Source organism: Pseudomonas marginalis (assembly GCF_024169655.1).
Taxonomy (GTDB): domain Bacteria; phylum Pseudomonadota; class Gammaproteobacteria; order Pseudomonadales; family Pseudomonadaceae; genus Aquipseudomonas; species Aquipseudomonas paraveronii.
Window position 1 is genome coordinate 1,413,896 of record NZ_JALJWV010000001.1, and the last position, 22,611, is coordinate 1,436,506.

Genomic DNA, 22,611 nt, shown 5'->3' on the forward strand with positions numbered 1-22,611 from the left:
AGTCGCCGCGCCGCCCGCCGACAGCCTGCTGACAGGAGAACAACTATTATGCTGCCACCCATGCTGCCCGTCAGCGTTGTGCCGGTCACGTCGCAACTCGACCCGGTGCGTCAAAAACCGGATATTCCGCCCGTGGTGCCCGTGCAAGCGAGTTCCAACGAGAGCACGATCGACCTGAAAAATGGCGATGCCGAGCAGTCGGCTCTTTTGCTGCGCGAGGAGCAACGCCGCGAGCAGGAACAGCAGAAACGCCGGCGTGAAGCCGATGACGACCCGCAGGCGCACTTGGCGATCCCGGGCGACGAGCTCAACGCCGACAACACCGTGCCCGTGGCGCCGCTGATCGAAGACGCGCCGCGCCAGGGGTTGTGGGTGGATGTCGAGGTTTAAGCGCGCAGTTCGCGCAAGGCCACCATCAGCCGTTCAATGTCCTGATCGGAGTTGAGCGGGCTGACGGAGATTCGCGCAATGCTGACCAGGCCTCGTGCCTGCATATCCAATGGGGTATACGCCACATCGTTGGCGCCGATATTGATGCGCTTGAGCGCCAGGCGACGCTTGAGTTCGAAGGCGTCCCAGCCGGCGAGGTTGAAGGCGATCAAGCCTGATTGGCTGGCGCCCAAGTCATGCAGGGACATCCCGGGAGTCTGACGCAAGGTCTCGCGGATTCGCGCGCTGGTCTGCCGGACACGGTTCCACACCCGCTCAATCCCCAGTTGATTGAGTTCCTGCAACGCATTGCCCAAGCCCGCCAATAAGGCGTAGGACGTTTCGCTGGTTTCAAAGCGTCGGGCATCGTTGCGCAGGGCGAAACCCTGGGCGCTCCACGGCGCTGAAAACACATCGCGCTGCGCGGGGTTCAGCCGCGCCAGAAAGTCCGGCCGCACGTACAACAGCGCTGTACCTCGCGGCCCGCGCAGGTGCTTGCGGCCTGCCGACTTGAGCACGTCGCAGTGCAGCGCCTGCACATCCACTGGCACCTGGCCGATGGCCTGGCCGGCATCGATGAAGTAAGGGATGCCATGCCGCCTGGCCACTTCACCAATCGCCTGGGCGGGGTTGATCAGGCCGCCATTGGCGGGGAGCCAGGTCAGGTCGATCAGCTTCACGCTTGCGTCGATCATCGCTTCCAGGGCTACCGGGCAGACTGCGCCGGTTTCATCGCAAGGGATCACCTCGATTCGCGCACCGGCCTGCACGGCCAGTTCCATGCTCGCCAGGTTGCCGCCCCATTCGTGGCGCCCCACCAGAATCCTGTCGCCCGGCTGCCACCGGCCCAGCGCCTGGAACGCCAGGCTCCACGCGGTCGAGCCGCTGCCGGCAAAGGCAATCGACGCGGCGGGTGCATTGAGCAACTGGCCGGCGGCGCAGCGGGCTTTTTCCACCAGGATGGCGCCATGCTCGCTGGCCTCCATTGGGCCGTCGCACGCTTCGCGTTGCAGTTGTTCGATGATGGTGTCGAGGGTCGCCTGGCTCGGCAATGCAGCACCGGCCGTGTTGAAGTGCACGAGACCGGACCGACAACCCGGCGTGGCCTCGCGCAGGCGTTGGACGTCGAGCGGGCTCATGGCTGCAACTCGAACACTGCGTCAACTTCCACCGCTACGCCCCCCGGCAGGCTGGACACGCCGACAGCCGTGCGTACATGCCGGCCTTTGTCGCCAAGAACGTTGACCAGCAGGTTAGAGGCACCATTGGCCACCACGCTCTGGCGCTGGAAGTCGTCACTGCAGGCGATAAACACGCCCAGGCGCAGGGTCCGCACCAGGCGTGACAGGTCATCGCCCAGTGCATCGCTCAATTGTGCGAGCAGACCCAGCGCGGCCAGTTCGGTCGCCTGGGCGCCGTCTTCTTCACTGAGGGATTCGCCCAGGCGGCCGACATAGGCCGGTTTGCCGTCCAGCAATGGGATTTGCCCGGAGATAAACAGCTGATTCCGGCTGACCACGTGGTTGATGTAATTGGCAATCGGCTGGCTGGGCGTCGGCAGCGTGAGGCCGAGGGCCTGCACGCGTTGGCGGATGGAATCGCGCATGTTGAATCCTCTGGGTTGAGAGGTTTCAGCATGTTGATCAAGGCGATGGACGACAAACGGATAGATATCATCCGACGTATCGAAATAACTCACGCGTCGGCGCAGGCAGCCTTCAACCACGCGCTGAAACATTCGGCCGCCGCGCTAGCGGGGCCTTGGGGCGCGATCAGCCAGTAGCCGATTTCGCTGCGATACGGCGGCCAGTCGAAGGCTTCTACCAGGCTGCCGTCCTGGAGCCGGCGCTCGATCAAACGGTGACGGCCCATGGCGATACCTTGGCCGGCTACGGCGGCTTCGACCACGATGTTGTAGTCATGCAGCATCACGCGCGGATGCGGGGTGAGGTCGACTTGATAATGGTCGGACCAATCCGTCCATTCGAACGGGCGGTGCGAGGTGGCCATCAGCAGTGCGCCGTTGTGCTGCCGGCTGGCCTTGAACGCCGGGCTGCACACGGGGGAGAGCACTTCCGGCATCAGCCGTGTGGCCTGCACGTCGGGCCAGTCACCCTTGCCATAGCGGATGGCCAGGTCGACCTCGGCCGCCGCGACATTCGCCAGTTGAATTGCTGGCACCAGCTCCACCTGGATCTGCGGATAGCATTGCAGAAAACCGGCCAGGCGCGGCGCCAGCCATAAGGTGGCAAAGGACGCGAGCAAGCCGATGCGCAACACCGTGACGCTGGGCGCCACCCGTTGGCTGCGGGTGGCGGCGGCGATGAGGTCGAGGGCAGGGCGGATTTGCTCGTAGTAGAGTTGGCCGTCTGCGGTCAGATCAATCGCGCGGGTGCGTCGGACAAATAACGGTTTGCCCAGGTACTGTTCGAGCTTGTGTACCTGATGGCTGAGCGCGCTCTGGGTCACTGACAACTCATGGGCCGCCTTGATAAAGCTCAAGTGCCGCGCCACGGCCTCGAAGGCGCGCAAGGCCAGCAACGGCGGAAGGTCCTTGTGCAGTGCCACCTGTGTGCGCCTCTTGGGTAAGGGGGAAGTGCCGATTTTGGGTGATGAGCTGCATTTTGTCGCCCGCTGATTTGCTGTCGGGCAAGTGAGGCCGCATTATTAAGCGATCCCCTCCACGACATAAGCCAAGCCATGAGTGATGACGACAAACTGATTGACCTGAACGCCGAACGCGCTAAACGGGTGCATGACCTCAACGACAAACGTCTAAATGAAGTTCGCCAGGCGTTCGAACAAGCGATGCCGCTCGGAAAAGTTAAGAAAAAACCGAAAAACAAACCGAAAAAACGTTGAAACAGCCTGTATCTATTGATGCAGGTCAGTTATTTCCCTTCTTTACGCCCCGTCGCGGGCGACATTGATCCTTGTCAATTTTCCATCCCGCCTTCTCCTTTAACTTAGCCCTATCGCAACAAGGCAAGAGCAGGAGGCCAGTCATGTTTTTCGATAATGTGGTGTTTGCCGGAGTGCTGACGGTTGGCCTCATGGTGCTGTTCTTCGTAGGGTTTGGATTTTTTATCTGGAAAGACGCAAACAAGCGTAAAAAGCCATAGGGTTTTCCAGGTTACATGAGCACGCAAGGCATTTTGGGCGACTTCGGTCGCCCTTTTTTTTGCCTGCGATTTAATCAACACCACGGGATTTATGTGGGCGCGGGGCATCGGCATAAAAAAAGGTGCGAGCCTCGCGGATCGCACCTTTTTTATGGCCAGCGGGCTATCAGCTGCCCAGCGCCTTGGATGCCAACCAGAACAACCCGGCCGACAGGCCTACGGTCGCCGGCAGGGTCAACACCCAGGCCATCAGGATGGTCTTCACTGTGCCGCTTTGCAGGCCGCTCTTGTTGGCAACCATGGTGCCGGCAACACCGGACGACAGCACGTGCGTTGTCGACACCGGCAGGCTGAAGATGTTGGCCAGAGCGATCATGCTGGCGGTGGTGATTTGCGCCGACATGCCTTGTGCATAGGTCATGCCCTGCTTGCCGATCTTCTCGCCGATGGTCAGTACCACGCGCTTCCAGCCGACCATGGTGCCCAGGCCCAGGGCGAGTGCGACCGCGATAATCACCCAGAACGGTGCGTATTCGGTGGTGGCGGTCAGGTCTTTGCGCAGCTTGTCGAGGTCGGATTTCTCACGGGCCTCCAGGCCTGGCAGCTTGCCGACTTTCTTCGCGGTGTCGTCCAGGCACAGCAGGTAGCGGCGTACCTCGATGCGCTGGTCGGACGTCAACGAATGGTAGTCGGAAACACCTTTCAAGGTGTCGAGCAGCGCATTGATGGTCGGTTCAGTCTGCTGTGGGTTGCAGCGGAACTTGCCCGGCAGGTCGTCCTTCACGCTTTTGCCCAGGGCCAGGAATTCGCCCAGGGTTTCCTGGTTGCGCTGGTAGAACTGGTTCAGGTGCAGGGTGGCGTCGCGGGTACGCTCGATCTGGTAAGTGGTGCTGCCCAGGTCGAGAACGAACTGCGCCGGCACGATACCGATCAGTACCAGCATGATCAGGCCGATACCTTTTTGCCCATCGTTGGAGCCGTGGACGAAACTCACGGCCATGGCGGAAATCACCAGAACCAGGCGGTTCCAGAACGGCGGGCGCTTCTTCTCGTCGACCTTGCGGCGCTCGTCCGGAGTTTTATGCATCTTGGACAGCGGACGCCACCACTTCAGGCCGATCAGCAACAGGGCTGCGACCAGAAAGCCGGCCATGGGCGAGAACACCAGGGACGCCCCGATATCGATCGCCTTCTGCCAGTTCACCCCGTCAGCCAGGGGAATGTCGTTGATCAGCGCATTCGCGAGGCCGACACCCAGGATCGAGCCGATCAGGGTGTGAGAGCTGGAGGCGGGAATACCGAAGTACCAGGTGCCCAGGTTCCAGGTGATCGCCGCCGCCAATAAAGAGAAAACCATCGCCAGACCATGGCCGGTGTTCACATTGATCAGCAACTCCACCGGCAGTAAATGCACGATGGCGTAGGCGACACCGACACCACCGAGCAACACGCCAAGGAAGTTGAACACCCCGGAGAAGAACACGGCCAGATGCGGTGGCATGGCTTTGGTATAGATGACTGTGGCCACCGCGTTAGCGGTGTCATGAAAGCCATTGATGAACTCGAAGGCGAGGACAAAGGCCAGGGCGAGCAGCAGGCTCACGAGAACCCAAGCATCCAGTCCGCTGAATAAATCGATCATGAAGGTTTTCTGACCCGGTCGTAAGGGGGCGCGATTATGCCAGAAAACCTCGGTAATCGATGCACTAGCTGCTCATCGGTAACAATCTTCATTGAAAAAAAACCAGGCAAAGGCGCGCATCCCAGGGTTTTCGGGGGCTCGGCAAGTCTTTGATTTACAAAGCGCGGTGCCGTAAAGGTGCGTTTTTGTCACCTAAACGCCATGGCTGAAACATTTGTACGAAATTTCGTTGGTCGCAGCAGGACGCTGACTAATGGGTCCACAAGCGAATGCCCTCCGCCGGCGGTGAGCCGGCGGAGACAGCAGAACCCTGAGGCCTCAAACCTTGGTGCTTATGGCTCTTCGGCTTTGAGTTCCTGCTCAATCTTTTGGATTTCCTGGGCAAAGGCCTGATCGAGCAAACTCGCTCGTTTGCGCCATGGCTTGCGTTCTGGCTCAGGCTGAGCGGCGTAGGTGGTGACTTCCCCGCCGTATACGTCCTTGTAACGTTGCTCCTGGCGCTCAAGTTCCGCGCGCAGTTCATCTTTCGTCACAGTGTTACCTAATTTGAGTTGAGTTTAATTAGCGTGCAGCGCCACACCAGAATATCGCCCTCGGCATGTTTTAAGTTGAACAGGTGAACCGCTCAACTTTGAACGAACTGCCAACGATGACTTCCTTGAACCGGTATTTATAACCGGCAGCATAATCAACATACGCCGCCTGGCGAGCTCCGATCCCGATATTGATACCGGGCTGACCTCCGCACAGATTGCATTATAGCGGCGCATTTTAATAACACTATCATCATATAGTTAAAAAGCGTCCACTTTGTGTGAGGCTTTTGTTACATGCACACGTCAGTATTGGCTGTGAAGTGGCCGCCATAAATGCCGCCGTCTGCCTGATCCCGTCGTGCGATCCGTTTTTATGATCGCGCCTGCCGAATTGCGATAATCGCATGATCGTCCGATAATCGCCCGACGTTGCTGCTCTAACCTTGTGTATCCCGGTTGGCGTGGCTCTCAATAGCGACCACCTTTCCCGGTTGTCGATAAGCGCCAGCGGTTGAAAATAATAACGAGGATCTTGAAATGAACGATCAATTGCGCAACTCCTTCGCGTCAGTGGCGCCGCCGATCGTGGCTTCACCGGCCAAACGCATCCAGGCCTTTACCGGTGATCCGGACTTCATGACCTCCCTGGCCCGGGGCCTGGCCGTGGTGCAGGCATTCCAGGAGCGCAAGCGTCACCTGACCATCGCCCAAATCAGTCATCGCACCGAAATTCCCCGCGCCGCCGTGCGCCGTTGCCTGCATACCTTGATCAAACTCGGCTACGCCACCACCGACGGGCGCACCTATTCGCTGCTGCCCAAGGTCCTGACCCTGGGCCATGCCTATTTATCCTCGACACCGTTGGCGGTCTCCGCCCAACCGTACCTGGACCGTATGAGCGAACAGCTTCACGAAGCCTGCAACATGGCCACCCTGGAAGGCGATGACATCCTCTATATCGCCCGGTCGGCCACCACGCAGCGCCTGATTTCCGTGGACCTTTCGGTAGGCGGGCGGTTGCCGGCGTATTGCACCTCCATGGGCCGCATCCTGCTGGCGGCGCTGGACGATGCCTCGCTGCAGGACTACCTCGACCACGTCGACCTGCAAATCAAGACCAGTCGTACCCTCACCACGCCCGAAGCCTTGTTCGAGTGCCTGCAACAAGTGCGTCAGCAGGGCTGGTGCATCGTCGATCAGGAATTGGAACAAGGCCTGCGCTCCATCGCGGTGCCGGTGTATGACGCGTCCGGCCAGGTGCTGGCTGCGCTCAACGTCAGTACCCATGCCGGTCGTGTCAGCCGCAGCGAACTGGAACAGCGCTTCCTGCCGAGCATGCTCAGTGCCAGCCGTGAGTTGAGTGCGCAACTGTTTGCCTAAGCTGTTCGGTGACCGCACAGATCCCGGCTCGATCAATTGACGTTGTTTCCCTTGGCTTATTACTGTGCGGCAGCGCTCTGAGCGCTGCCCAATAATAATGACGACCCCAGGTCGTTGGCCCGCCATCGGTGTGGAATAACAATAATGAATCAGCCTTCTGTTGTCGGTACCACCCTGGACGTGCAGTCCTTCATCAATGCCCAGCCACTGTCACGCTATCAGTGGCGCGTGGTGATCCTGTGTTTCCTGATTGTCTTCCTCGATGGCCTCGACACCGCCGCCATGGGCTTCATCGCGCCCGCACTGTCCCAGGACTGGGGCATTGACCGCGCCAGCCTCGGCCCGGTGATGAGCGCCGCGCTGATCGGCATGGTGTTCGGCGCCCTGGGTTCCGGCCCGTTGGCGGACCGTTTCGGACGCAAGGTGGTGTTGGTGGGTGCGGTACTGGTGTTTGGTGCCTTCAGCCTGGCCTCGGCCTACAGCAGCAACGTCGACCAGTTGCTGGTGTTGCGCTTTCTCACCGGGCTGGGGCTGGGTGCCGGTATGCCGAATGCCACCACGCTGCTGTCCGAATACACCCCCGAACGTCACAAGTCGTTGCTGGTGACCAGCATGTTCTGCGGCTTCAACCTGGGCATGGCCGGTGGCGGGTTTATCTCGGCCAAATTGATCCCGGCGTTCGGCTGGCACAGCCTGCTATTGATCGGCGGCATCCTGCCGTTGATCCTCACGGTGGTGCTGTGGGTGTGGCTGCCGGAATCGGCGCGCTATCTGGTGGTGCGCAATCGCGGCACCGACAGGGTACGCAAAGCCCTGTCACCCATCGAGCCCGGTATCGTCGCCCAAGCCAGCAGCTTCAGCGTGCCCGAGCAAACAACCGTGAAGGCGCGCAACGTATTCGCGGTGATCTTCTCCGGCACCTACAGCGCCGGCACCTTGTTGCTGTGGCTCACCTACTTCATGGGCCTGGTGATTGTGTACCTGCTGACCAGTTGGCTGCCTACGCTGATGCGCGACAGTGGCGCGAGCATGGAGCAGGCGGCGTTTATCGGTGCGTTGTTCCAGTTGGGTGGCGTATTGAGTGCAGTCGGCGTGGGCTGGGCGATGGACCGGTTCAACCCGCACAAGGTCATCGGCACGTTCTACCTGCTGGCCGGGGTATTTGCCTACGCGGTAGGGCAGAGCCTGGGCAATATCACGCTGTTGGCGACCTTGGTGCTGATCGCCGGGATGTGTGTCAACGGTGCGCAATCGGCGATGCCGTCCCTGGCCGCACGCTTCTACCCGACCCAAGGCCGCGCCACCGGCGTGTCATGGATGCTCGGCATCGGCCGCTTCGGCGCGATCCTCGGTGCATGGATGGGCGCCACCTTGCTCGGCCTGGGCTGGAACTTCGAGCAGGTGCTCAGCGCGCTGGTGATTCCGGCCGCATTGGCCACGGCCGCCGTGGTGATCAAAGGGATGGTCAGCCATGCCGACGCAACCTGAAGACGAACCCAATTCCTGCGTGAGCAGGAAAGAATAGCTAGGCAACAATTGGTTCGATAATCGAACACTGTGTCGATTATCGGATTGTTTGCCCCGTTGCCCCGGCTTAACCTTCAAGCACTTCGGCGCCACCCTCGCGCCTTTTTCGATCCACACCGGGAGCCCGACCCCATGGCTGAAATTCTTGCGCTGCGTGACGCGGTGAAGCGATTCGTGAACGACGGCGATACCGTCGCACTGGAAGGCTTCACCCACCTGATCCCTACAGCAGCGGGTCATGAAATCATTCGTCAGGGCAAGAAAGACCTGACGCTGGTGCGTATGACGCCTGACCTGATCTACGACCAGTTGATCGGCGCCGGCTGCGCCCGCAAGTTGATTTTTTCCTGGGGTGGCAATCCCGGCGTGGGCTCCCTGCATCGCCTGCGTGATGCGGTCGAAAAACACTGGCCGCAGCCCCTGGAGATCGAAGAACACAGCCACGCCGACCTGGCCAATGCCTACGTCGCTGGCGCCTCCGGCCTACCGTTCGCGGTGCTGCGCGCTTACGCCGGTTCCGATTTGCCCAAGGTCAACCCGCTGATCAAAACCGTCACCTGCCCGTTCACCGGCGAAGTGTTGGCGGCGGTGCCATCGGTACGTCCGGACATCAGCGTGATCCACGCGCAAAAGGCCGACCGCAAGGGCAACGTGCTGCTCTGGGGCATTCTTGGCGTGCAGAAGGAAGCGGCCCTGGCGGCCAAGCGTTGCATCGTCACCGTCGAAGAAATTGTCGACGACCTCAACGCGCCGATGAACAGCTGCGTGCTGCCGACCTGGGCGCTGACCGCCGTGTGCCATGTGCCTGGCGGCGCGCATCCGTCCTACGCCCATGGCTATAACCAACGCGACAACCGCTTCTACCAGGCGTGGGACGCGATCGCTCGCGACCGTGGGACGTTTACTGCCTGGATCGATGAATACATCCACGGCACAGCCGATTTCAGTGAATACCAGGCCAAGCTGGCCGCCGCGAAGGAGGCCAAGTAATGGCTTACTCGACCAATGAAATGATGACCGTTGCCGCCGCGCGCCGCCTGAAGAATGGCTCGGTGTGTTTTGTCGGCATTGGCCTGCCGTCCAAGGCGGCCAACCTGGCGCGCCTGACCTCGTCGCCGGACGTGGTACTGATCTACGAGTCCGGCCCGATTGGCTCCAAGCCCAGCGTACTGCCGCTGTCCATTGGTGACGGCGAGTTGGCGGAAACGGCCGACACTGTCGTCCCCACCGGTGAGATCTTTCGCTACTGGCTGCAGGGCGGGCGCATCGACGTCGGCTTTCTCGGTGCGGCCCAGGTCGACCGTTTCGGCAATATCAACACCACCGTGGTCGGCGATTATCACCAGCCCAAAGTGCGCCTGCCGGGTGCCGGTGGCGCGCCGGAAATCGCCGGTTCGGCCAAGAGCGTACTGATCATTCTCAAGCAGTCGGCGCGTTCGTTTGTCGACAAGCTGGATTTCATCACCTCCGTCGGCCACGGCGAAGGCGGCGATTCACGCAAGCGCCTGGGCCTGCCCGGTGCCGGTCCTGTCGGGATTATTACCGACCTGTGCATCATGGAGCCGGAAGAGGGCAGCCATGAGTTTGTGGTCACCGCACTGCACCCCGGCGTCACCCGCGAGCAAGTGGTCGCGGCCACCGGCTGGGCGATTCGCTTTGCCGACCAGGTGAGTACCACCGAGGAACCGACGGCGGTCGAGCTGACCGCGCTGCGTGATCTCGAAGCCCGCACGGCGGCCGCCCACGGCCAAGCACCCGGAGAAGCCTGATGCGCGACGTATTTATCTGTGATGCGATTCGCACCCCCATCGGCCGTTTCGGCGGTGGCCTGTCCACCGTGCGCGCCGACGACCTGGCGGCGCTGCCGATCAAGGCACTGATCGAGCGCAACCCGTCGGTGGATTGGCACGCGGTCGATGAAGTGTTCCTCGGCTGCGCCAACCAGGCCGGTGAAGACAACCGCAACGTCGCGCGCATGGCGCTGTTGCTGGCGGGCCTGCCTTCGAGCATTCCCGGCGTGACCCTCAACCGTTTGTGCGCCTCGGGTATGGATGCGATCGGCACCGCTTTCCGTGCGATTGCCAGCGGTGAAATGGAATTGGCGATTGCCGGCGGCGTCGAGTCGATGTCCCGCGCGCCGTTCGTGATGGGCAAGGCTGACGCGGCGTTTTCGCGCAACATGAAGCTGGAAGACACCACCATCGGCTGGCGCTTTATCAACCCGTTGATGCAGGCCCAGTACGGCGTCGACGCGATGCCGCAGACCGCCGATAACGTCGCCGACGACTACCACGTGTCCCGCGCCGATCAGGACGCTTTTGCCCTGCGCAGTCAGCAACGCACTGCCGCCGCCCAGGCCGCCGGCTTCTTTGCCGAAGAAATCGTGCCGGTGCGGGTCGCCCATAAAAAAGGCGAAACCGTGGTGGAACACGATGAGCATCCACGGGCCGACACCACCCTGGAAACCCTGGCTCGGCTCAAGCCGGTCAATGGCCCGGACAAGACCGTCACTGCCGGCAATGCGTCGGGCGTGAATGACGGCGCGGCGGCGCTGATCCTGGCGTCTGCCGAAGCCGTGAAAAAACACGGCCTGACCGCCCGCGCCCGCGTGCTGGGCATGGCCAGTGCCGGTGTCGCGCCACGGGTGATGGGCATCGGCCCGGTGCCGGCGGTGCGCAAGCTGGTAGAACGCCTGGGCCTGGCCGTCAGCGATTTTGACGTGATCGAACTCAACGAAGCCTTCGCCAGCCAGGGTCTGGCGGTGCTGCGTGAATTGGGCATTGCCGACGACGCGCCCCAGGTCAACCCGAACGGCGGCGCCATCGCCCTCGGCCATCCCCTGGGCATGAGCGGTGCGCGGCTGGTGCTGACGGCCCTGCATCAACTTGAAAAAACCGGTGGCCGCAAAGGTCTGGCGACCATGTGCGTCGGTGTTGGTCAAGGCTTGGCCCTGGCGATTGAACGCATCTAATAAGAGAGGACCGCTCCATGAGTGACAAGCCCGGTTACCGGCGCCCGCAAGCGGGCACTCAACCTGATTACCTGCACCCGGCCTACCAGTCGACGAACCTGCGTTCGCCGTCTCAGCCGTTGGTGTTCCTGCCCCATTCCCTGTCGGAAATCACCGGCCCGACCATCGGCGCCGAGCGCATCAACGAGAAGGACAACGACCTGACTGCACAGCACGACGGCGAGCCGCAAGGCGAACGCATCATCGTTCATGGCCGCGTGCTCGATGAAAACGGCCTGCCGGTGCCGGGCATCCTCGTGGAGATCTGGCAGGCCAACGCGGCCGGCCGCTACAACCACGCGCGCGATCTGCACGACGCGCCGCTCGACCCGAATTTCACCGGCACCGGGCGTACCGTCACCGACGCGGAGGGCTGGTACCAGTTCCAGACCATCAAGCCCGGCGCCTACCCGTGGGGTAACCACCACAACGCGTGGCGCCCGGCGCATATCCATTTTTCGCTGTTCGGGCCAAGCGTGCTGACGCGCCTGGTCACGCAGATGTATTTTCCTGGCGACCCGCTGCTCGAATACGACCCGATCTACAACTGCGTGCCCGACACGTCGGCCAAGCAACGCCTGATCGCCACGTTCGACCTGGAAAAAACCATTCCTTCCTATGCCCTCGGCTACCGCTGGGACATCGTCCTGCGCGGCCGCGATGCCACGCCGATGGAGAAATGAGATGACACTCAATGCGACCACATCCCACACCGTCGGGCCGTATTACCACATCGGCCTGACCTGGCTGAACCGCGAAGCCCTGGCCAACGCCGCCACCCTCGGCGAGCGCGTGGCGATCAGCGGGCAAGTGGTGGACGGCAACGGTGATGTCGTCAACGACGCCATGCTGGAAGTCTGGCAGGCCAATGCCGCCGGCAAGTACGACCACCCCGAGGACGAGCAGGACAAAGCGCTGGACCCGAACTTCGAAGGCTTCGGCCGGGTGCCGGTGGATGGCGAAGGGCGCTTCCGCTTTACCACCATCAAGCCGGGCAGCGTGCCGGGGCTGGCGGGCACGACCCAGGCGCCGCACCTGGTGGTGCTGGTGTTTGCCCGTGGTCTGGTGAAGCACTTGCTCACGCGGATTTATTTTGACGGTGAGATGCTGAATGCGGATGACCCGTTGCTCGCGTGTGTGCCCACAGAGCGGCGCAGTACCTTGATTGCCAAGCCGGATGCGGACGGTGTGCATCAGTGGAATGTGGTGTTGCAGGGGACAGATAAGGAAACGGTGTTCTTCGATTACTGAGTTGGCTTGAAAACCTATCGGGGGCAAGCCCCCTCCCACACTTGAATGTATTCACACATCAAAGGTGGGAGGGGGCTTGCCCCCGATGAGGCCATTTCAGGCCACACCTGTGTAAATCTCTGCATGCGGAACGTGGCTGTTGCAAAGTGTGTCTAGGCTATAACCGTTCCCACTGAGTGAAAAAAACATGACAACAACAACGAGTCACTACACCGGAGAAGAACGCAGCAAACGGATTTTTGCGATTGTCGGTGCTTCCTCCGGCAACCTCGTCGAATGGTTCGATTTCTACGTCTACGCCTTCTGCGCCATTTACTTCGCCCCGGCGTTTTTCCCGTCGGACGACCCCACGGTGCAACTGCTCAATACCGCCGGCGTGTTCGCTGCCGGGTTCCTGATGCGGCCCATTGGCGGCTGGCTGTTTGGCCGGGTGGCCGATAAGCACGGGCGCAAAAATTCGATGATGATCTCGGTGCTGATGATGTGCGCCGGTTCCCTGGTCATCGCCTTCCTGCCCACCTACCAAGACATCGGCGCCTGGGCCCCGGCGTTGTTGCTGGTGGCGCGGCTGTTCCAGGGCTTGTCGGTGGGCGGCGAATACGGCACCACCGCGACCTACATGAGTGAAGTGGCGCTCAAGGGCCAGCGTGGGTTCTTCGCTTCCTTCCAGTACGTGACCCTGATCGGCGGGCAATTGCTGGCGGTGTTGGTGGTGGTGATCCTGCAACAGATCCTCAGCGAAGACGAACTGCGCGCCTGGGGCTGGCGGATTCCGTTCGTGATCGGCGCCATCGCGGCGGTGATCTCCCTGCTGCTGCGTCGCACCCTGAAAGAAACCACCAGCAAGGAAATGCGCGAAGACCAGGACGCCGGCAGCATCAAAGCGCTGTTCCGTGACCACAAGGCGGCGTTTATCACCGTGCTCGGCTACACCGCCGGCGGCTCGCTGATTTTCTACACGTTTACCACCTACATGCAGAAGTACCTGGTGAACACCGCCGGGATGCACGCCAAGACCGCCAGCTACATCATGACCGGTGCGCTGTTCCTCTACATGTGCATGCAGCCGCTGTTCGGCATGCTGGCCGACAAGATTGGTCGGCGTAATTCGATGCTATGGTTCGGCGCGCTGGGCACCGTGTGTACGGTGCCGATCCTGCTCAGCCTGAAAACCGTCAGCAGTCCGTTCCTGGCGTTTGTGCTGATCACGCTGGCGTTGGCCATCGTCAGTTTCTACACCTCCATCAGCGGCCTGGTGAAAGCGGAAATGTTCCCGCCCCAGGTGCGCGCCCTGGGTGTGGGCCTGGCGTATGCGGTGGCCAACGCAATCTTCGGCGGCTCGGCGGAATACGTGGCCTTGGGCTTGAAGTCCCTGGGCATGGAAAACACCTTTTATTGGTATGTCACCGGCATGATGGCGGTGGCCTTCCTGTTCAGCCTGCGCCTGCCGAAACAGGCGGCGTACCTGCACCACGATCTATAAGGGAGGCGTTATGACGCTGCGCACGAGCAACCAATTGTTCGACGCTTACTTCAGTGCTGACAGCATGGCCGAGGTGTTCTGCGACCAAGGGCGCTTGCAGGGCATGCTGGATTTCGAAGCCGCGCTGGCGCGGGCCGAGGCCCAGGTCGGGTTGATCCCGCAGGCCGCCGTCGCACCGATTGCCCAGGCGTGCCTGGCGTCGCTGTATGACGTCGATGCCCTCGGCGTGGCGATCGCCACGGCGGGCAATTCGGCGATTCCATTGGTGAAGGCGCTGGGCAAGCTGATTGCCGACGAAGACGCCAGCGCCGAACGCTATGTGCATTTGGGCGCGACCAGCCAGGATGTGATGGACACCGGCCTGGTGCTACAGCTACGGCGCGCGCTGGCGTTGATCGAAGCCGACCTGGCGCGTCTTGGCGATATTCTGGCGGCCCAGGCCCAGCGCTATTCGGCTGTACCGATGGCCGGACGGACCTGGTTGCAGCACGCCACGCCGGTCACCCTCGGCATGAAAATCGCCGGTTGGTTGGGCGCGGTAACCCGCAGTCGCCAGCGTTTGATCGAGCTGAAACCGCGCTTGCTGGTGCTGCAATTCGGCGGCGCCTCCGGCACGCTGGCGGCGCTTGGCGAACAGGCAATGCCGGTTGCCCAAGCGTTGGCGGCGCAGTTGCAACTGACCTTGCCCGAGCAACCCTGGCATACCCAGCGTGATCGCCTGGTGGAGTTCGCCAGCGTGTTGGGGCTGATCGCCGGCAGCCTCGGCAAGCTGGGCCGCGATATCAGCCTGCTGATGCAGACCGAAGCGGCGGAAGTATTCGAGCCGGCGGCGCCCGGCAAAGGCGGCTCGTCGACCATGCCGCACAAGCGCAACCCGGTGGGCGCCGCCGTGCTGATCAGCGCCGCGACCCGCGTGCCCGGCCTGGTGGCGACGCTGTTCAGTGCCATGCCCCAGGAACACGAACGCAGCCTGGGCCTGTGGCATGCCGAATGGGAAACCCTGCCGGAGATTTGCCGCTTGGTCTCTGGCGCATTGCAACAGGCGCTGCTGGTGAGCGCGGGGCTGGAAGTCGACCCTGAGCGCATGGCGCACAACCTCGACCTGACCCAAGGCCTGGTGCTGGCCGAAGCCGTCAGCATTGTGCTCGCTCAACGCCTGGGCCGTGACACCGCGCACCACCTGCTGGAGCAGTGCTGCAAACGTGCGGTGGCCGAACAGCGCCATTTGCGCGCCGTCCTCGCCGACGAACCGCAGATCACCGCCGAGTTGTCGGCGGCAGATCTGGACCGCCTGCTCGACCCGGCCCACTACCTGGGCCAGGCCCAAACCTGGGTCAGCCGCGCTGTAACCGAACACTTTGCACTGACTGCCTGAGGAGATTGCTGTGGCTTTTGTACAACTCGCCGAGGGCGAACTGCATTACCAACTGGATGGCCCCATCGATGCACCGGTGCTGGTGCTGTCCAATTCGCTGGGCACCGACCTGCATATGTGGGACACCCAGGTCCCGGCCTTTGCCGAGCACTTTCGCGTGCTGCGCTTCGATACCCGTGGCCACGGCCAATCCCTGGTGAGCGAAGGTCCCTACAGCATCGAACAACTCGGTCACGACGTGATTGCGCTGCTGGACGCACTGGACATCCCACGCGCGCATTTCTGCGGGCTGTCCATGGGCGGGCTGATCGGTCAATGGCTGGGGATTAACGCGGGGGATCGTTTGCTGCGCCTGGTGGTGTGCAACACCGCGGGCAAGATCGGCACATCAGACGTGTGGAACCCGCGTATCGAGATGGTCCTGCGCGACGGTGCGGCGGCGATGGTGGCGCTGCGCGATGCGTCGATTGCGCGCTGGTTCACTGCCGATTTCGCGGCGACCGACCCGGATCAGGCCAAGCGCATTACCGACATGCTCGCGGCCACATCGCCCGAGGGTTACGCCGCCAATTGCGCAGCGGTGCGCGATGCGGACTTCCGTGAGCAACTGTCGGCGATCCAGGTGCCGACCCTGGTGATCGCGGGTACTGAAGACGCCGTCACAACGCCCGCCGACTGCCACTTTATCCAGAGCCATGTGCAGGGGGCCGAGTACGCCGAGTTCTACGCCGCCCACCTGTCCAACGTGCAAGCCGGTGCCGCGTTCAGCGACCGGGTCATTCAATTCCTGCTGGCCCGCTGAGGAGTCTTTTGTGGACGAGAAACAACGTTACGTCGATGGCCTGAAAGTGCGCCGTGAAGTGCTGGGCGACGCGCATGTCGACCGCAGCCTGAATGCCTTGACCGAGTTCAACAGCGAGTTCCAGGAAATGATCACCCGCCACGCCTGGGGTGATATCTGGACCCGCCCCGGCCTGCCCAGGCATACCCGCAGCTTGATCACCATCGCCATGCTGATCGGCATGAACCGCAACGAAGAGCTCAAATTGCACCTGCGTGCCGCCGCCAGCAATGGCGTGACCCGCGCCGAGATCAAGGAAGTGCTGATGCAAAGCGCAATCTACTGCGGGATACCGGCGGCGAATGCGACGTTTCACCTGGCCGAGTCGGTGTGGGATGAGCTGGGGGTCGAGTCGCGCGCTTAGTGCGACTCGGCACTGCACTCCCGGCAAGAGGCAACACGTTGTCGAGGAGTGGTCGCTGACCGTCACGGAGCTGAGCGGTCAGGCCGACTCATAGTGCGTCGTAGCTTTTTCTCAAGGGCAGGCCCATTTCGTCTCGTAATGCGTTTTCGGTAAGTGGGTAAGGATTTGACGTGGTTGGCGCGGTGGTGGGGTCATTGTCGAAGTCGAAGGGTGGCTTGGCAGTTTCCAGGCCGACGACCTGGCGTTCATTGTTGGGCTCACGGGTGTGTGTGCCGTCCGGGTGGATAATTTCCGTATCGCCGGCAAGCATGCTGCCTGTGGTTGCGTTATATGCGTGGCCCAGTTCGTGGTACAGGGTCGTGGTGGGCGGCAGAAAGACACGCGACTCATCCGAGGCTTCTCTGGGGGTGACCGGGTTATAGGTCACAGACAAGTCTGTCGCGCCCGCGCCACGGGTTCCCTCGCGGATGAACGTGGGGTCTCGCCATTCCGCCAGGGGAACGCCCTCCGGGAGCTTCTGGGTGACGATGTGACTATCAATGGGCCCTTTCTTTATCGTGACCTTGGCGCCGGTGCGCTCTGCGACGGCGTCCAGTTCTTTCAACATGTGCTGGCTGTTGGGAGAACCTCGGTAAAACTCCAGATCATCCTCAACCCGTTGCTTGAACTCTGGGGAACCTTCGATATCAATCGCCTTGCTCCCTGTATTTTCGGGCAATGGCACGGTCTCGATAAACTTGAATCCAAATGGCAACCCCAGGTGGTCGCTGCGTTTACCGTACACAACGTCGTCACTTGAAGTGGAATAGACGCTGTCTTGACCTCTACCCGTGTAGATATGGCTTCGGCCATAAGCGTTTATCTGATCATTGCCTTTGCCACCGTGCATGATGTTATGGCCACTTCCGCCATACATCAGGTCGTCATCGTTGCCCCCGTCCATGTAGCTGGTTTTGCTGTCAGGACCGTAACCCGAGTACATGCGGTCCTTGCCGTTTCCGCCATACATGCTGTGGTTGCCTGTGCCGCCCATCATGGTGTCATCGCCGTCGTTACCTTCGGCGTAACTGCTTGCGCTACCCAGTTTGATGGTGTCGTTGCCTGCGCCGCCGTAAACGTGGCTTTTACCGCCTCCCGTCTGTATATGATCGTTACCTTCGCCTCCATGGATTTCTGCGTGAACCATCACATCAGGATCAATTCGAACGGTGTCATCACCCTTGTTCGTCTTGATGGTTATCAATGTTGCATCGCTGTTAGCTGCGGGTAGTAAATAACTTTTGCCATTTATCACGGCATTGAGTTGGCCGCGTTCGCCTGTGCTGATGTGTATGTCGTCCGCGCCATCGCCAGTATCGATTTCTAGAAAGGTCAGATTTTCTCCGCCGCCTCCCCCTTGATACGACGTGGTTGTCAGTGTGATATCGACATTTTTGTCACTGACAATCTTGCTGGTCTGGGGGGGAGGGATGTTTATGAATGCAGCGGCGCCTGGAGCTGGCGATCCGCCGGGGAGGGCATTGGGCTCGATGGGAAGAATGGGCGCTATAGGTGCAACGGAAGAGGTTTGCATCGTCAATACTCTTTCTTGTGAACGTCGGTGACTTACCGACGATCAGTGGTGAAAAAGTAGGAGGGGTTCCCGAATGACGATGACGACTTCATTACAGTGTGTATGAAAAAATACAACGCACTGCCCGATAACGCACATCAGTTGGAATCAGCGTCCCACACCCAATTCCATACCCCCGGCAGATGCACTTCTTCACTCGCGTCTTTCACCGTGCGGGCCAATGCCGCGCGCTCCAGCGCGGTGCGGTCGGTGTAGAACGGCTCGGCAGCGGTCTTCAGGCCGTTGTCCCGGGCACTGTCCATCAGGATCTGCAGGTATTCCTGCATATGCCGGGCGGTGTAGCGGTTGATGTCGTGGAAGGTCACCACCACCGGTATCACGCCGTCCACCGTCGGCAATTCCCCCAAGGCGATGCGTTCGCGCACGACCGACAGCTGTCGGACCAGGTTTGCGCGGCGCCGTGGGCTGGCGTTGAAGCCCCAGATCTTGCCGTCGTTGGCGCTCAGGTCGGTCAACAATACCTGCATGCCGTGGCGTTGGTAGGCGGCGAAGGTGCGGCGGTCGTAGTTCCAGAAGGGCGGGCGTACCAGCGTCGGCGGCATGCCGGTGATCGAGGCGATATCCGTCGCGCCCTGGCTGACGGTACGTTCAAGCTCGGCATCACTCAGCCAGCGATGGTTGGTATGAAACGCCGTGGCGGTGTGAAACGCCAGCACATGCCCGCCCGCGAACTCACGCTCCATGGTCTTGCGGCCACGCGAGCTGCCACCGGAGCGGCCGGCTTCGGTCTGTAAAAAGAACACCGCCTTGATGCCCGGCAATACCGGGTTGTTCGCCAGGTCGGCAATCACCGAGCGGCTCGGGTTGTTGTACCCCGACGCGCTGGGACCGTCATCGAAGGTCAGCAGAAAGCGGATCGGCGCCTGGTTTTGCAGGCGTTGCTCGGTCTGTGGGGTCAGCGCGATGGGCGCGCTGATGCAGCCGCTGAGGCTCAAGGCCAGAGCAAGCACGGCAGACGCGACGGCGAAAAATTTCATGTGTGTGCAGGCTCGAATAGAGGCCGCTGCTGGGCGGGTCAGCAGCGGCAGGCGCGCACCATACAACAAGATGCTCGACGTGGGGTCACTGGCTGACAAACGCGATCTGGTTCAGCCCACGTACTGCGTTCGCGGTGGCCTACCCATTTCTTCGTTCAGGGCGTTTTCAGTGAAGGGTTTGGGGTTGGTCGTGGTGGCCGGCGTGGCGGGGTCGTTGTCGAAATCAAAAGCGGTTGCGCTGCTCTCCAGGCCGACTGCCTGACGTTCACTGTTAGGCACTTCGTGGGCCTCCCCCTCCACGACTTCCCGCGTGGAACCCGTCAAGGCGGTGCCATTGGCGGCGTTATAGGCGTGGGCCATTTCATGGTAGAGCCCAATGATGGGCGCGTAAGTCGTGCCTGCCATGCCATTAAGTTGGGAGCGGTTATATTCAATGTGCGCACGATCAGCCCGAGACCCCGGTACACCGTCGACCATGAAGCCCCACTTGGGATCATCGCCGACCACCGGCGCGCGTTCGTTTTGCAGCAGTGCCTTGAGTTCCTGGCTGCCATAGATGTACCCGCTGCCGGCCTCCAGTCGATCCTCGACAAGGGTTACCGGCGCGCCGTTGCGCTGGGCGGCAGCGGCCATCTCGGCGAGCATTTGCTGGCCTTGGGGAGAACTGCGTAGCAACGTCAGGTCGTCTTCGACCCGTTGGATGAACGCGGGAGACCCTTTGATCACAAAACCCTTGATCGGGCCGGCGTGGACAGACACGGCGGTCAATACCGAGCCGTTGAGGTGTTTGATCGAGTCGCCAGGCTTGGCGTAGATCCGGTCGCCCGGTCGATTGGCGATGACCGTGTCGCAACCCTTGCCGCTGTAGAAGGTGCTTCGATCGTGGCCGATCAGCCGATCGTTCCCGGCGCCGCCATGCAGCACCGTATGGCCGGAGCCGGCGTACAGCCGGTCATTGCCGTTGCCGCCATCCAGATAGCTGGTTTTTCGGCTTGATCCGGCGCCGGCATAGAGGCGGTCATTGCCGTTGTTGCCATAGAGGACACTGTCACCGGTGCCGCCCATGAGCAGGTCGTCACCGTCATTGCCTTCGGCGTAGCCAAGGCCGCTGCCAAGGCGCACGACGTCATTACCGTTGCCGCCGAATACGCGGGTGTAACCACCGCCGGCCTGCACCCGGTCATCGCCGTTCCCCGCTTCAATCACGATGGGCTGCATGACGTTGGCATCAATGCGCACGTTGTCATTACCACCGTGGGTCTTCACGTGCAGGGGCAGCGGTTTGCCGTCGTTGTCGAGGCTGGCAAAGCGATACAACCGGCCATTGATCCGAACGTTCAATTGATCGTCAGAAGCCTGGCTGATGTGGATCTGGTCCGCACGGTCGCTGGTTTCAAGAATTAGGCTGTTGTTCAGGCTGAAGGAGTAGCCGTGCTCCCATACCGAGTGCCCACTGGCTTTTAGATTGCCATCATTGAGAAACGTGTGCTGATGGGCCTGGATCGGCGTGGCGGGGTTCAATTTCAGATGGGCAGGTTTGGTCAACCCGTAGTGGCTGTTGTCAAAAGTTGCCGCAGTGCCCGGCGCTGCGCGTACCGCCAGTAAGGGCGGTGCGCTATTTGGGGGGCGCGGGAGCGGGTGGGAAATACCGTTCGAAACGTCCATGTGTGGTCCTTATTTAAGCGCCAGGTATCAGCCCTGGCGCTTAACAGTGACCGCTCGTGCCCAATCGTTCCCTCGAAGCTGTAATACGGCTTTACAGCAGACTGATCGGGTAGCTGACGATCAACCGATTTTCATCGAACTCATTGTTGCTGTAGTCGCGCCTCATGCTCGAATTGCGCAAGCGCAGCGTGAGGTTTTTCAGGGCGCCGCTTTGCAGCGTGTAGCCCAATTCGCTTTCGCGGCCCCACTCCTTGCCGTCGGTGATGGTGCCGGTATGCACGTTGCTACCGCTGATATAGCGGTTCATCAGGGTCAGGCCCGGCACGCCGAGGGCGGCAAAGTTATAGTCGTGACGCACTTGCCAGGATTTTTCCTCGGCGTTGTCGTAGCTGGAGTTGTAACTATCGTTGGCCAGGGTGCCGCCGCTGGTGCCGTTGACGCGCATCCAGGCGCTGTTGCCGGTGAGTTTTTGCAGGCCGACGTAGAAGGTGTTGCCGCCGTACTTGGCCGAGAACAGGCCGGACCAGGTTTTGTTGTCCAGCTCGCCTGCGCGGGCGCTGCCGTCGTCCTTGCCGTAGAAGAACCCGAGGTTGGCGCCCAGGGTCCAGTCGCCCACGGGCTGGCTGTGGATCAGGTTGACGAACTGCTGGCGGTAGATGTCCTTGAGCTGGGCATTCCACAGGCCGACCTGGGTGCGTTTGTCATTGAACGCGTATTCGGCGCCCTGGAAGTTGAAGCGGTCAGAAGTGAAAGCGGCTTTGCCGGACATCGACATGTCCGACATGCTGCTGTCGTCCCGTGGGCTGTTGGCGCGGAACTGGCCGCCGTAGAGCGTCAGGCCGTCGATTTCCTTCGAGGTGATCTGCCCGCCGCGCAGGGTTTGCGGCAGGGAGCGGCCGTCGTCGGCGCGCAGGATCGGCAGCGCTGGCATCCATTCGCCGACCTTCAGTTCTGTCTTCGAAATCCGCGTCTTGAACGCCACACCCAGGCGCCCGAAATTGTCGGCGGGGCGGCCATTGTGGTCCAGCGGCAATAACTGTGTACCGCCGGTGCCGCGCCCGCCATCCAGTTTGAGCGAGTACATCCCCAGTACATCCACGCCAAACCCCACGGTGCCTTGGGTGAAGCCGGACTTGGCGTCGAGGATGAAGCTTTGCGTCCACTCCTGCGCGCCGCCCTGGGCTTTGGTCGGGTTGGTGAAGTTACGGTTGATGAAAAAATTGCGCAGGTTGAGGTTGGCGCTCGCGTCTTCCAGGAAGCCGTGTTCTTCGGCGACGACGGGAAGCGCAAGGCTGGCGACTGCGGTGGCCAGCAATAGCTGGCGAGGGTGAAAGGTGCTCATGGCGTTGGACCTGTTGTTATTGGGGTTATGCAGG

At 61.3% G+C, this 22,611-nt stretch carries 23 protein-coding genes; 14 read left to right on the forward strand and 9 right to left on the reverse strand.

Translation table 11 applies throughout. The annotated features are described in order from the left end of the window. Positions 1-48 precede the first annotated feature (48 nt). Positions 49-390, forward strand: a complete 342-nt coding sequence (locus J2Y83_RS06270; RefSeq protein WP_253393850.1) for an aspartate-semialdehyde dehydrogenase — start codon at positions 49-51, stop codon at positions 388-390. Here J2Y83_RS06270 and J2Y83_RS06275 read toward each other — a convergent pair. From J2Y83_RS06275 to J2Y83_RS06285, 3 genes are all read right to left on the reverse strand, one after another. Continuing rightward, entirely contained in the window at positions 387-1,568 is a 1,182-nt protein-coding gene (locus tag J2Y83_RS06275) for an aminotransferase class V-fold PLP-dependent enzyme (protein WP_253393851.1), read from the reverse strand. The genes J2Y83_RS06270 and J2Y83_RS06275 overlap by 4 nt on opposite strands. Then, positions 1,565-2,035 carry a RidA family protein gene (locus tag J2Y83_RS06280; protein ID WP_253393852.1) on the reverse strand — a complete coding sequence of 157 codons (471 nt, stop codon included), beginning with the start codon at positions 2,033-2,035 and terminating at the stop codon, positions 1,565-1,567. Before J2Y83_RS06280 ends, J2Y83_RS06275 begins: the two co-directional genes overlap by 4 nt. An 89-nt stretch (positions 2,036-2,124) precedes the next feature. Then, positions 2,125-2,997, reverse strand: a complete 873-nt coding sequence (locus tag J2Y83_RS06285) for a LysR substrate-binding domain-containing protein (protein ID WP_253393853.1) — start codon at positions 2,995-2,997, stop codon at positions 2,125-2,127. A gap of 132 nt (positions 2,998-3,129) precedes the next feature. Here J2Y83_RS06285 and J2Y83_RS06290 point away from each other — a divergent pair, with 132 nt between their 5' ends. Together J2Y83_RS06290 and ccoM are read left to right on the forward strand one after the other, a co-directional pair. Then, the gene (locus J2Y83_RS06290) at positions 3,130-3,291 is read left to right on the forward strand and encodes a hypothetical protein (protein WP_017844811.1); all 162 of its coding nucleotides are present in this window, start codon (positions 3,130-3,132) and stop codon (positions 3,289-3,291) included. A gap of 143 nt (positions 3,292-3,434) precedes the next feature. Next, complete coding sequence (gene ccoM, locus J2Y83_RS29565; RefSeq protein WP_029297086.1) at positions 3,435-3,551, forward strand: cytochrome c oxidase subunit CcoM; 117 nt, start codon at positions 3,435-3,437, stop codon at positions 3,549-3,551. 166 nt (positions 3,552-3,717) lie between these two features. On the opposite strand, the gene J2Y83_RS06295 is transcribed toward ccoM, so the two are convergent. Beyond that, positions 3,718-5,193, reverse strand: coding sequence for an inorganic phosphate transporter (locus J2Y83_RS06295; protein WP_247397969.1), 1,476 nt, complete (start codon positions 5,191-5,193; stop codon positions 3,718-3,720). A gap of 332 nt (positions 5,194-5,525) precedes the next feature. After that, the gene (locus J2Y83_RS06300) at positions 5,526-5,726 is read right to left on the reverse strand and encodes a hypothetical protein (RefSeq protein ID WP_003172389.1); all 201 of its coding nucleotides are present in this window, start codon (positions 5,724-5,726) and stop codon (positions 5,526-5,528) included. 540 nt (positions 5,727-6,266) lie between these two features. Between J2Y83_RS06300 and pcaR the strand changes: the two genes are divergently transcribed. The 11 genes from pcaR to pcaC all read left to right on the forward strand — a co-directional run bounded on the left by pcaR (position 6,267) and on the right by pcaC (position 16,960). Beyond that, the gene (gene pcaR, locus J2Y83_RS06305; protein ID WP_247397971.1) at positions 6,267-7,109 is read left to right on the forward strand and encodes a pca regulon transcriptional regulator PcaR; all 843 of its coding nucleotides are present in this window, start codon (positions 6,267-6,269) and stop codon (positions 7,107-7,109) included. Positions 7,110-7,253: 144 nt separating this feature from the next. Continuing rightward, on the forward strand, positions 7,254-8,597 hold the full coding sequence (locus tag J2Y83_RS06310; RefSeq protein WP_253393854.1) for an MFS transporter: 1,344 nt from the start codon (positions 7,254-7,256) through the stop codon (positions 8,595-8,597). Between the two features lie 171 nt (positions 8,598-8,768). After that, positions 8,769-9,626: a CoA transferase subunit A gene (locus J2Y83_RS06315; protein ID WP_253393856.1), complete on the forward strand. Its 858-nt coding sequence runs from the start codon at positions 8,769-8,771 to the stop codon at positions 9,624-9,626. After that, on the forward strand, positions 9,626-10,405 hold the full coding sequence (locus tag J2Y83_RS06320) for a CoA-transferase subunit beta (protein WP_253393858.1): 780 nt from the start codon (positions 9,626-9,628) through the stop codon (positions 10,403-10,405). The genes J2Y83_RS06315 and J2Y83_RS06320 overlap by 1 nt, the downstream gene beginning before the upstream one ends. After that, positions 10,402-11,607, forward strand: coding sequence for a 3-oxoadipyl-CoA thiolase (gene pcaF / locus J2Y83_RS06325; protein WP_276197908.1), 1,206 nt, complete (start codon positions 10,402-10,404; stop codon positions 11,605-11,607). Before J2Y83_RS06320 ends, pcaF begins: the two co-directional genes overlap by 4 nt. 17 nt (positions 11,608-11,624) lie before the next feature. Next, positions 11,625-12,329 (forward strand): protocatechuate 3,4-dioxygenase subunit beta, encoded by a 705-nt coding sequence (gene pcaH, locus J2Y83_RS06330; RefSeq protein WP_017844819.1) that lies wholly within the window; start codon positions 11,625-11,627, stop codon positions 12,327-12,329. A 1-nt stretch (position 12,330) separates the two neighbouring features. Then, on the forward strand, positions 12,331-12,897 hold the full coding sequence (pcaG, locus tag J2Y83_RS06335) for a protocatechuate 3,4-dioxygenase subunit alpha (protein WP_253393862.1): 567 nt from the start codon (positions 12,331-12,333) through the stop codon (positions 12,895-12,897). A gap of 187 nt (positions 12,898-13,084) precedes the next feature. Continuing rightward, entirely contained in the window at positions 13,085-14,380 is a 1,296-nt protein-coding gene (locus tag J2Y83_RS06340; protein ID WP_253393864.1) for an MFS family transporter, read from the forward strand. A 10-nt stretch (positions 14,381-14,390) separates the two neighbouring features. Continuing rightward, positions 14,391-15,755 carry a 3-carboxy-cis,cis-muconate cycloisomerase gene (locus J2Y83_RS06345; protein WP_253393866.1) on the forward strand — a complete coding sequence of 455 codons (1,365 nt, stop codon included), beginning with the start codon at positions 14,391-14,393 and terminating at the stop codon, positions 15,753-15,755. A 10-nt stretch (positions 15,756-15,765) separates the two neighbouring features. Beyond that, the gene (pcaD, locus tag J2Y83_RS06350) at positions 15,766-16,557 is read left to right on the forward strand and encodes a 3-oxoadipate enol-lactonase (RefSeq protein WP_253393868.1); all 792 of its coding nucleotides are present in this window, start codon (positions 15,766-15,768) and stop codon (positions 16,555-16,557) included. Between the two features lie 10 nt (positions 16,558-16,567). After that, positions 16,568-16,960, forward strand: a complete 393-nt coding sequence (gene pcaC / locus J2Y83_RS06355) for a 4-carboxymuconolactone decarboxylase (protein WP_253393871.1) — start codon at positions 16,568-16,570, stop codon at positions 16,958-16,960. Between the two features lie 88 nt (positions 16,961-17,048). Here the strand turns inward: pcaC and J2Y83_RS06360 are convergent, their stop codons facing one another. The 4 genes from J2Y83_RS06360 to J2Y83_RS06375 all read right to left on the reverse strand — a co-directional run bounded on the left by J2Y83_RS06360 (position 17,049) and on the right by J2Y83_RS06375 (position 22,577). Further along, positions 17,049-18,533, reverse strand: coding sequence for a M91 family zinc metallopeptidase (locus tag J2Y83_RS06360; protein ID WP_253393873.1), 1,485 nt, complete (start codon positions 18,531-18,533; stop codon positions 17,049-17,051). Between the two features lie 137 nt (positions 18,534-18,670). Continuing rightward, the gene (locus tag J2Y83_RS06365) at positions 18,671-19,570 is read right to left on the reverse strand and encodes a polysaccharide deacetylase family protein (protein ID WP_253393875.1); all 900 of its coding nucleotides are present in this window, start codon (positions 19,568-19,570) and stop codon (positions 18,671-18,673) included. A gap of 111 nt (positions 19,571-19,681) precedes the next feature. After that, the gene (locus tag J2Y83_RS06370; protein ID WP_253393877.1) at positions 19,682-21,235 is read right to left on the reverse strand and encodes a M91 family zinc metallopeptidase; all 1,554 of its coding nucleotides are present in this window, start codon (positions 21,233-21,235) and stop codon (positions 19,682-19,684) included. Positions 21,236-21,326: 91 nt separating this feature from the next. Then, the gene (locus tag J2Y83_RS06375) at positions 21,327-22,577 is read right to left on the reverse strand and encodes an OprD family porin (RefSeq protein WP_253393879.1); all 1,251 of its coding nucleotides are present in this window, start codon (positions 22,575-22,577) and stop codon (positions 21,327-21,329) included. Positions 22,578-22,611 lie beyond the last annotated feature (34 nt).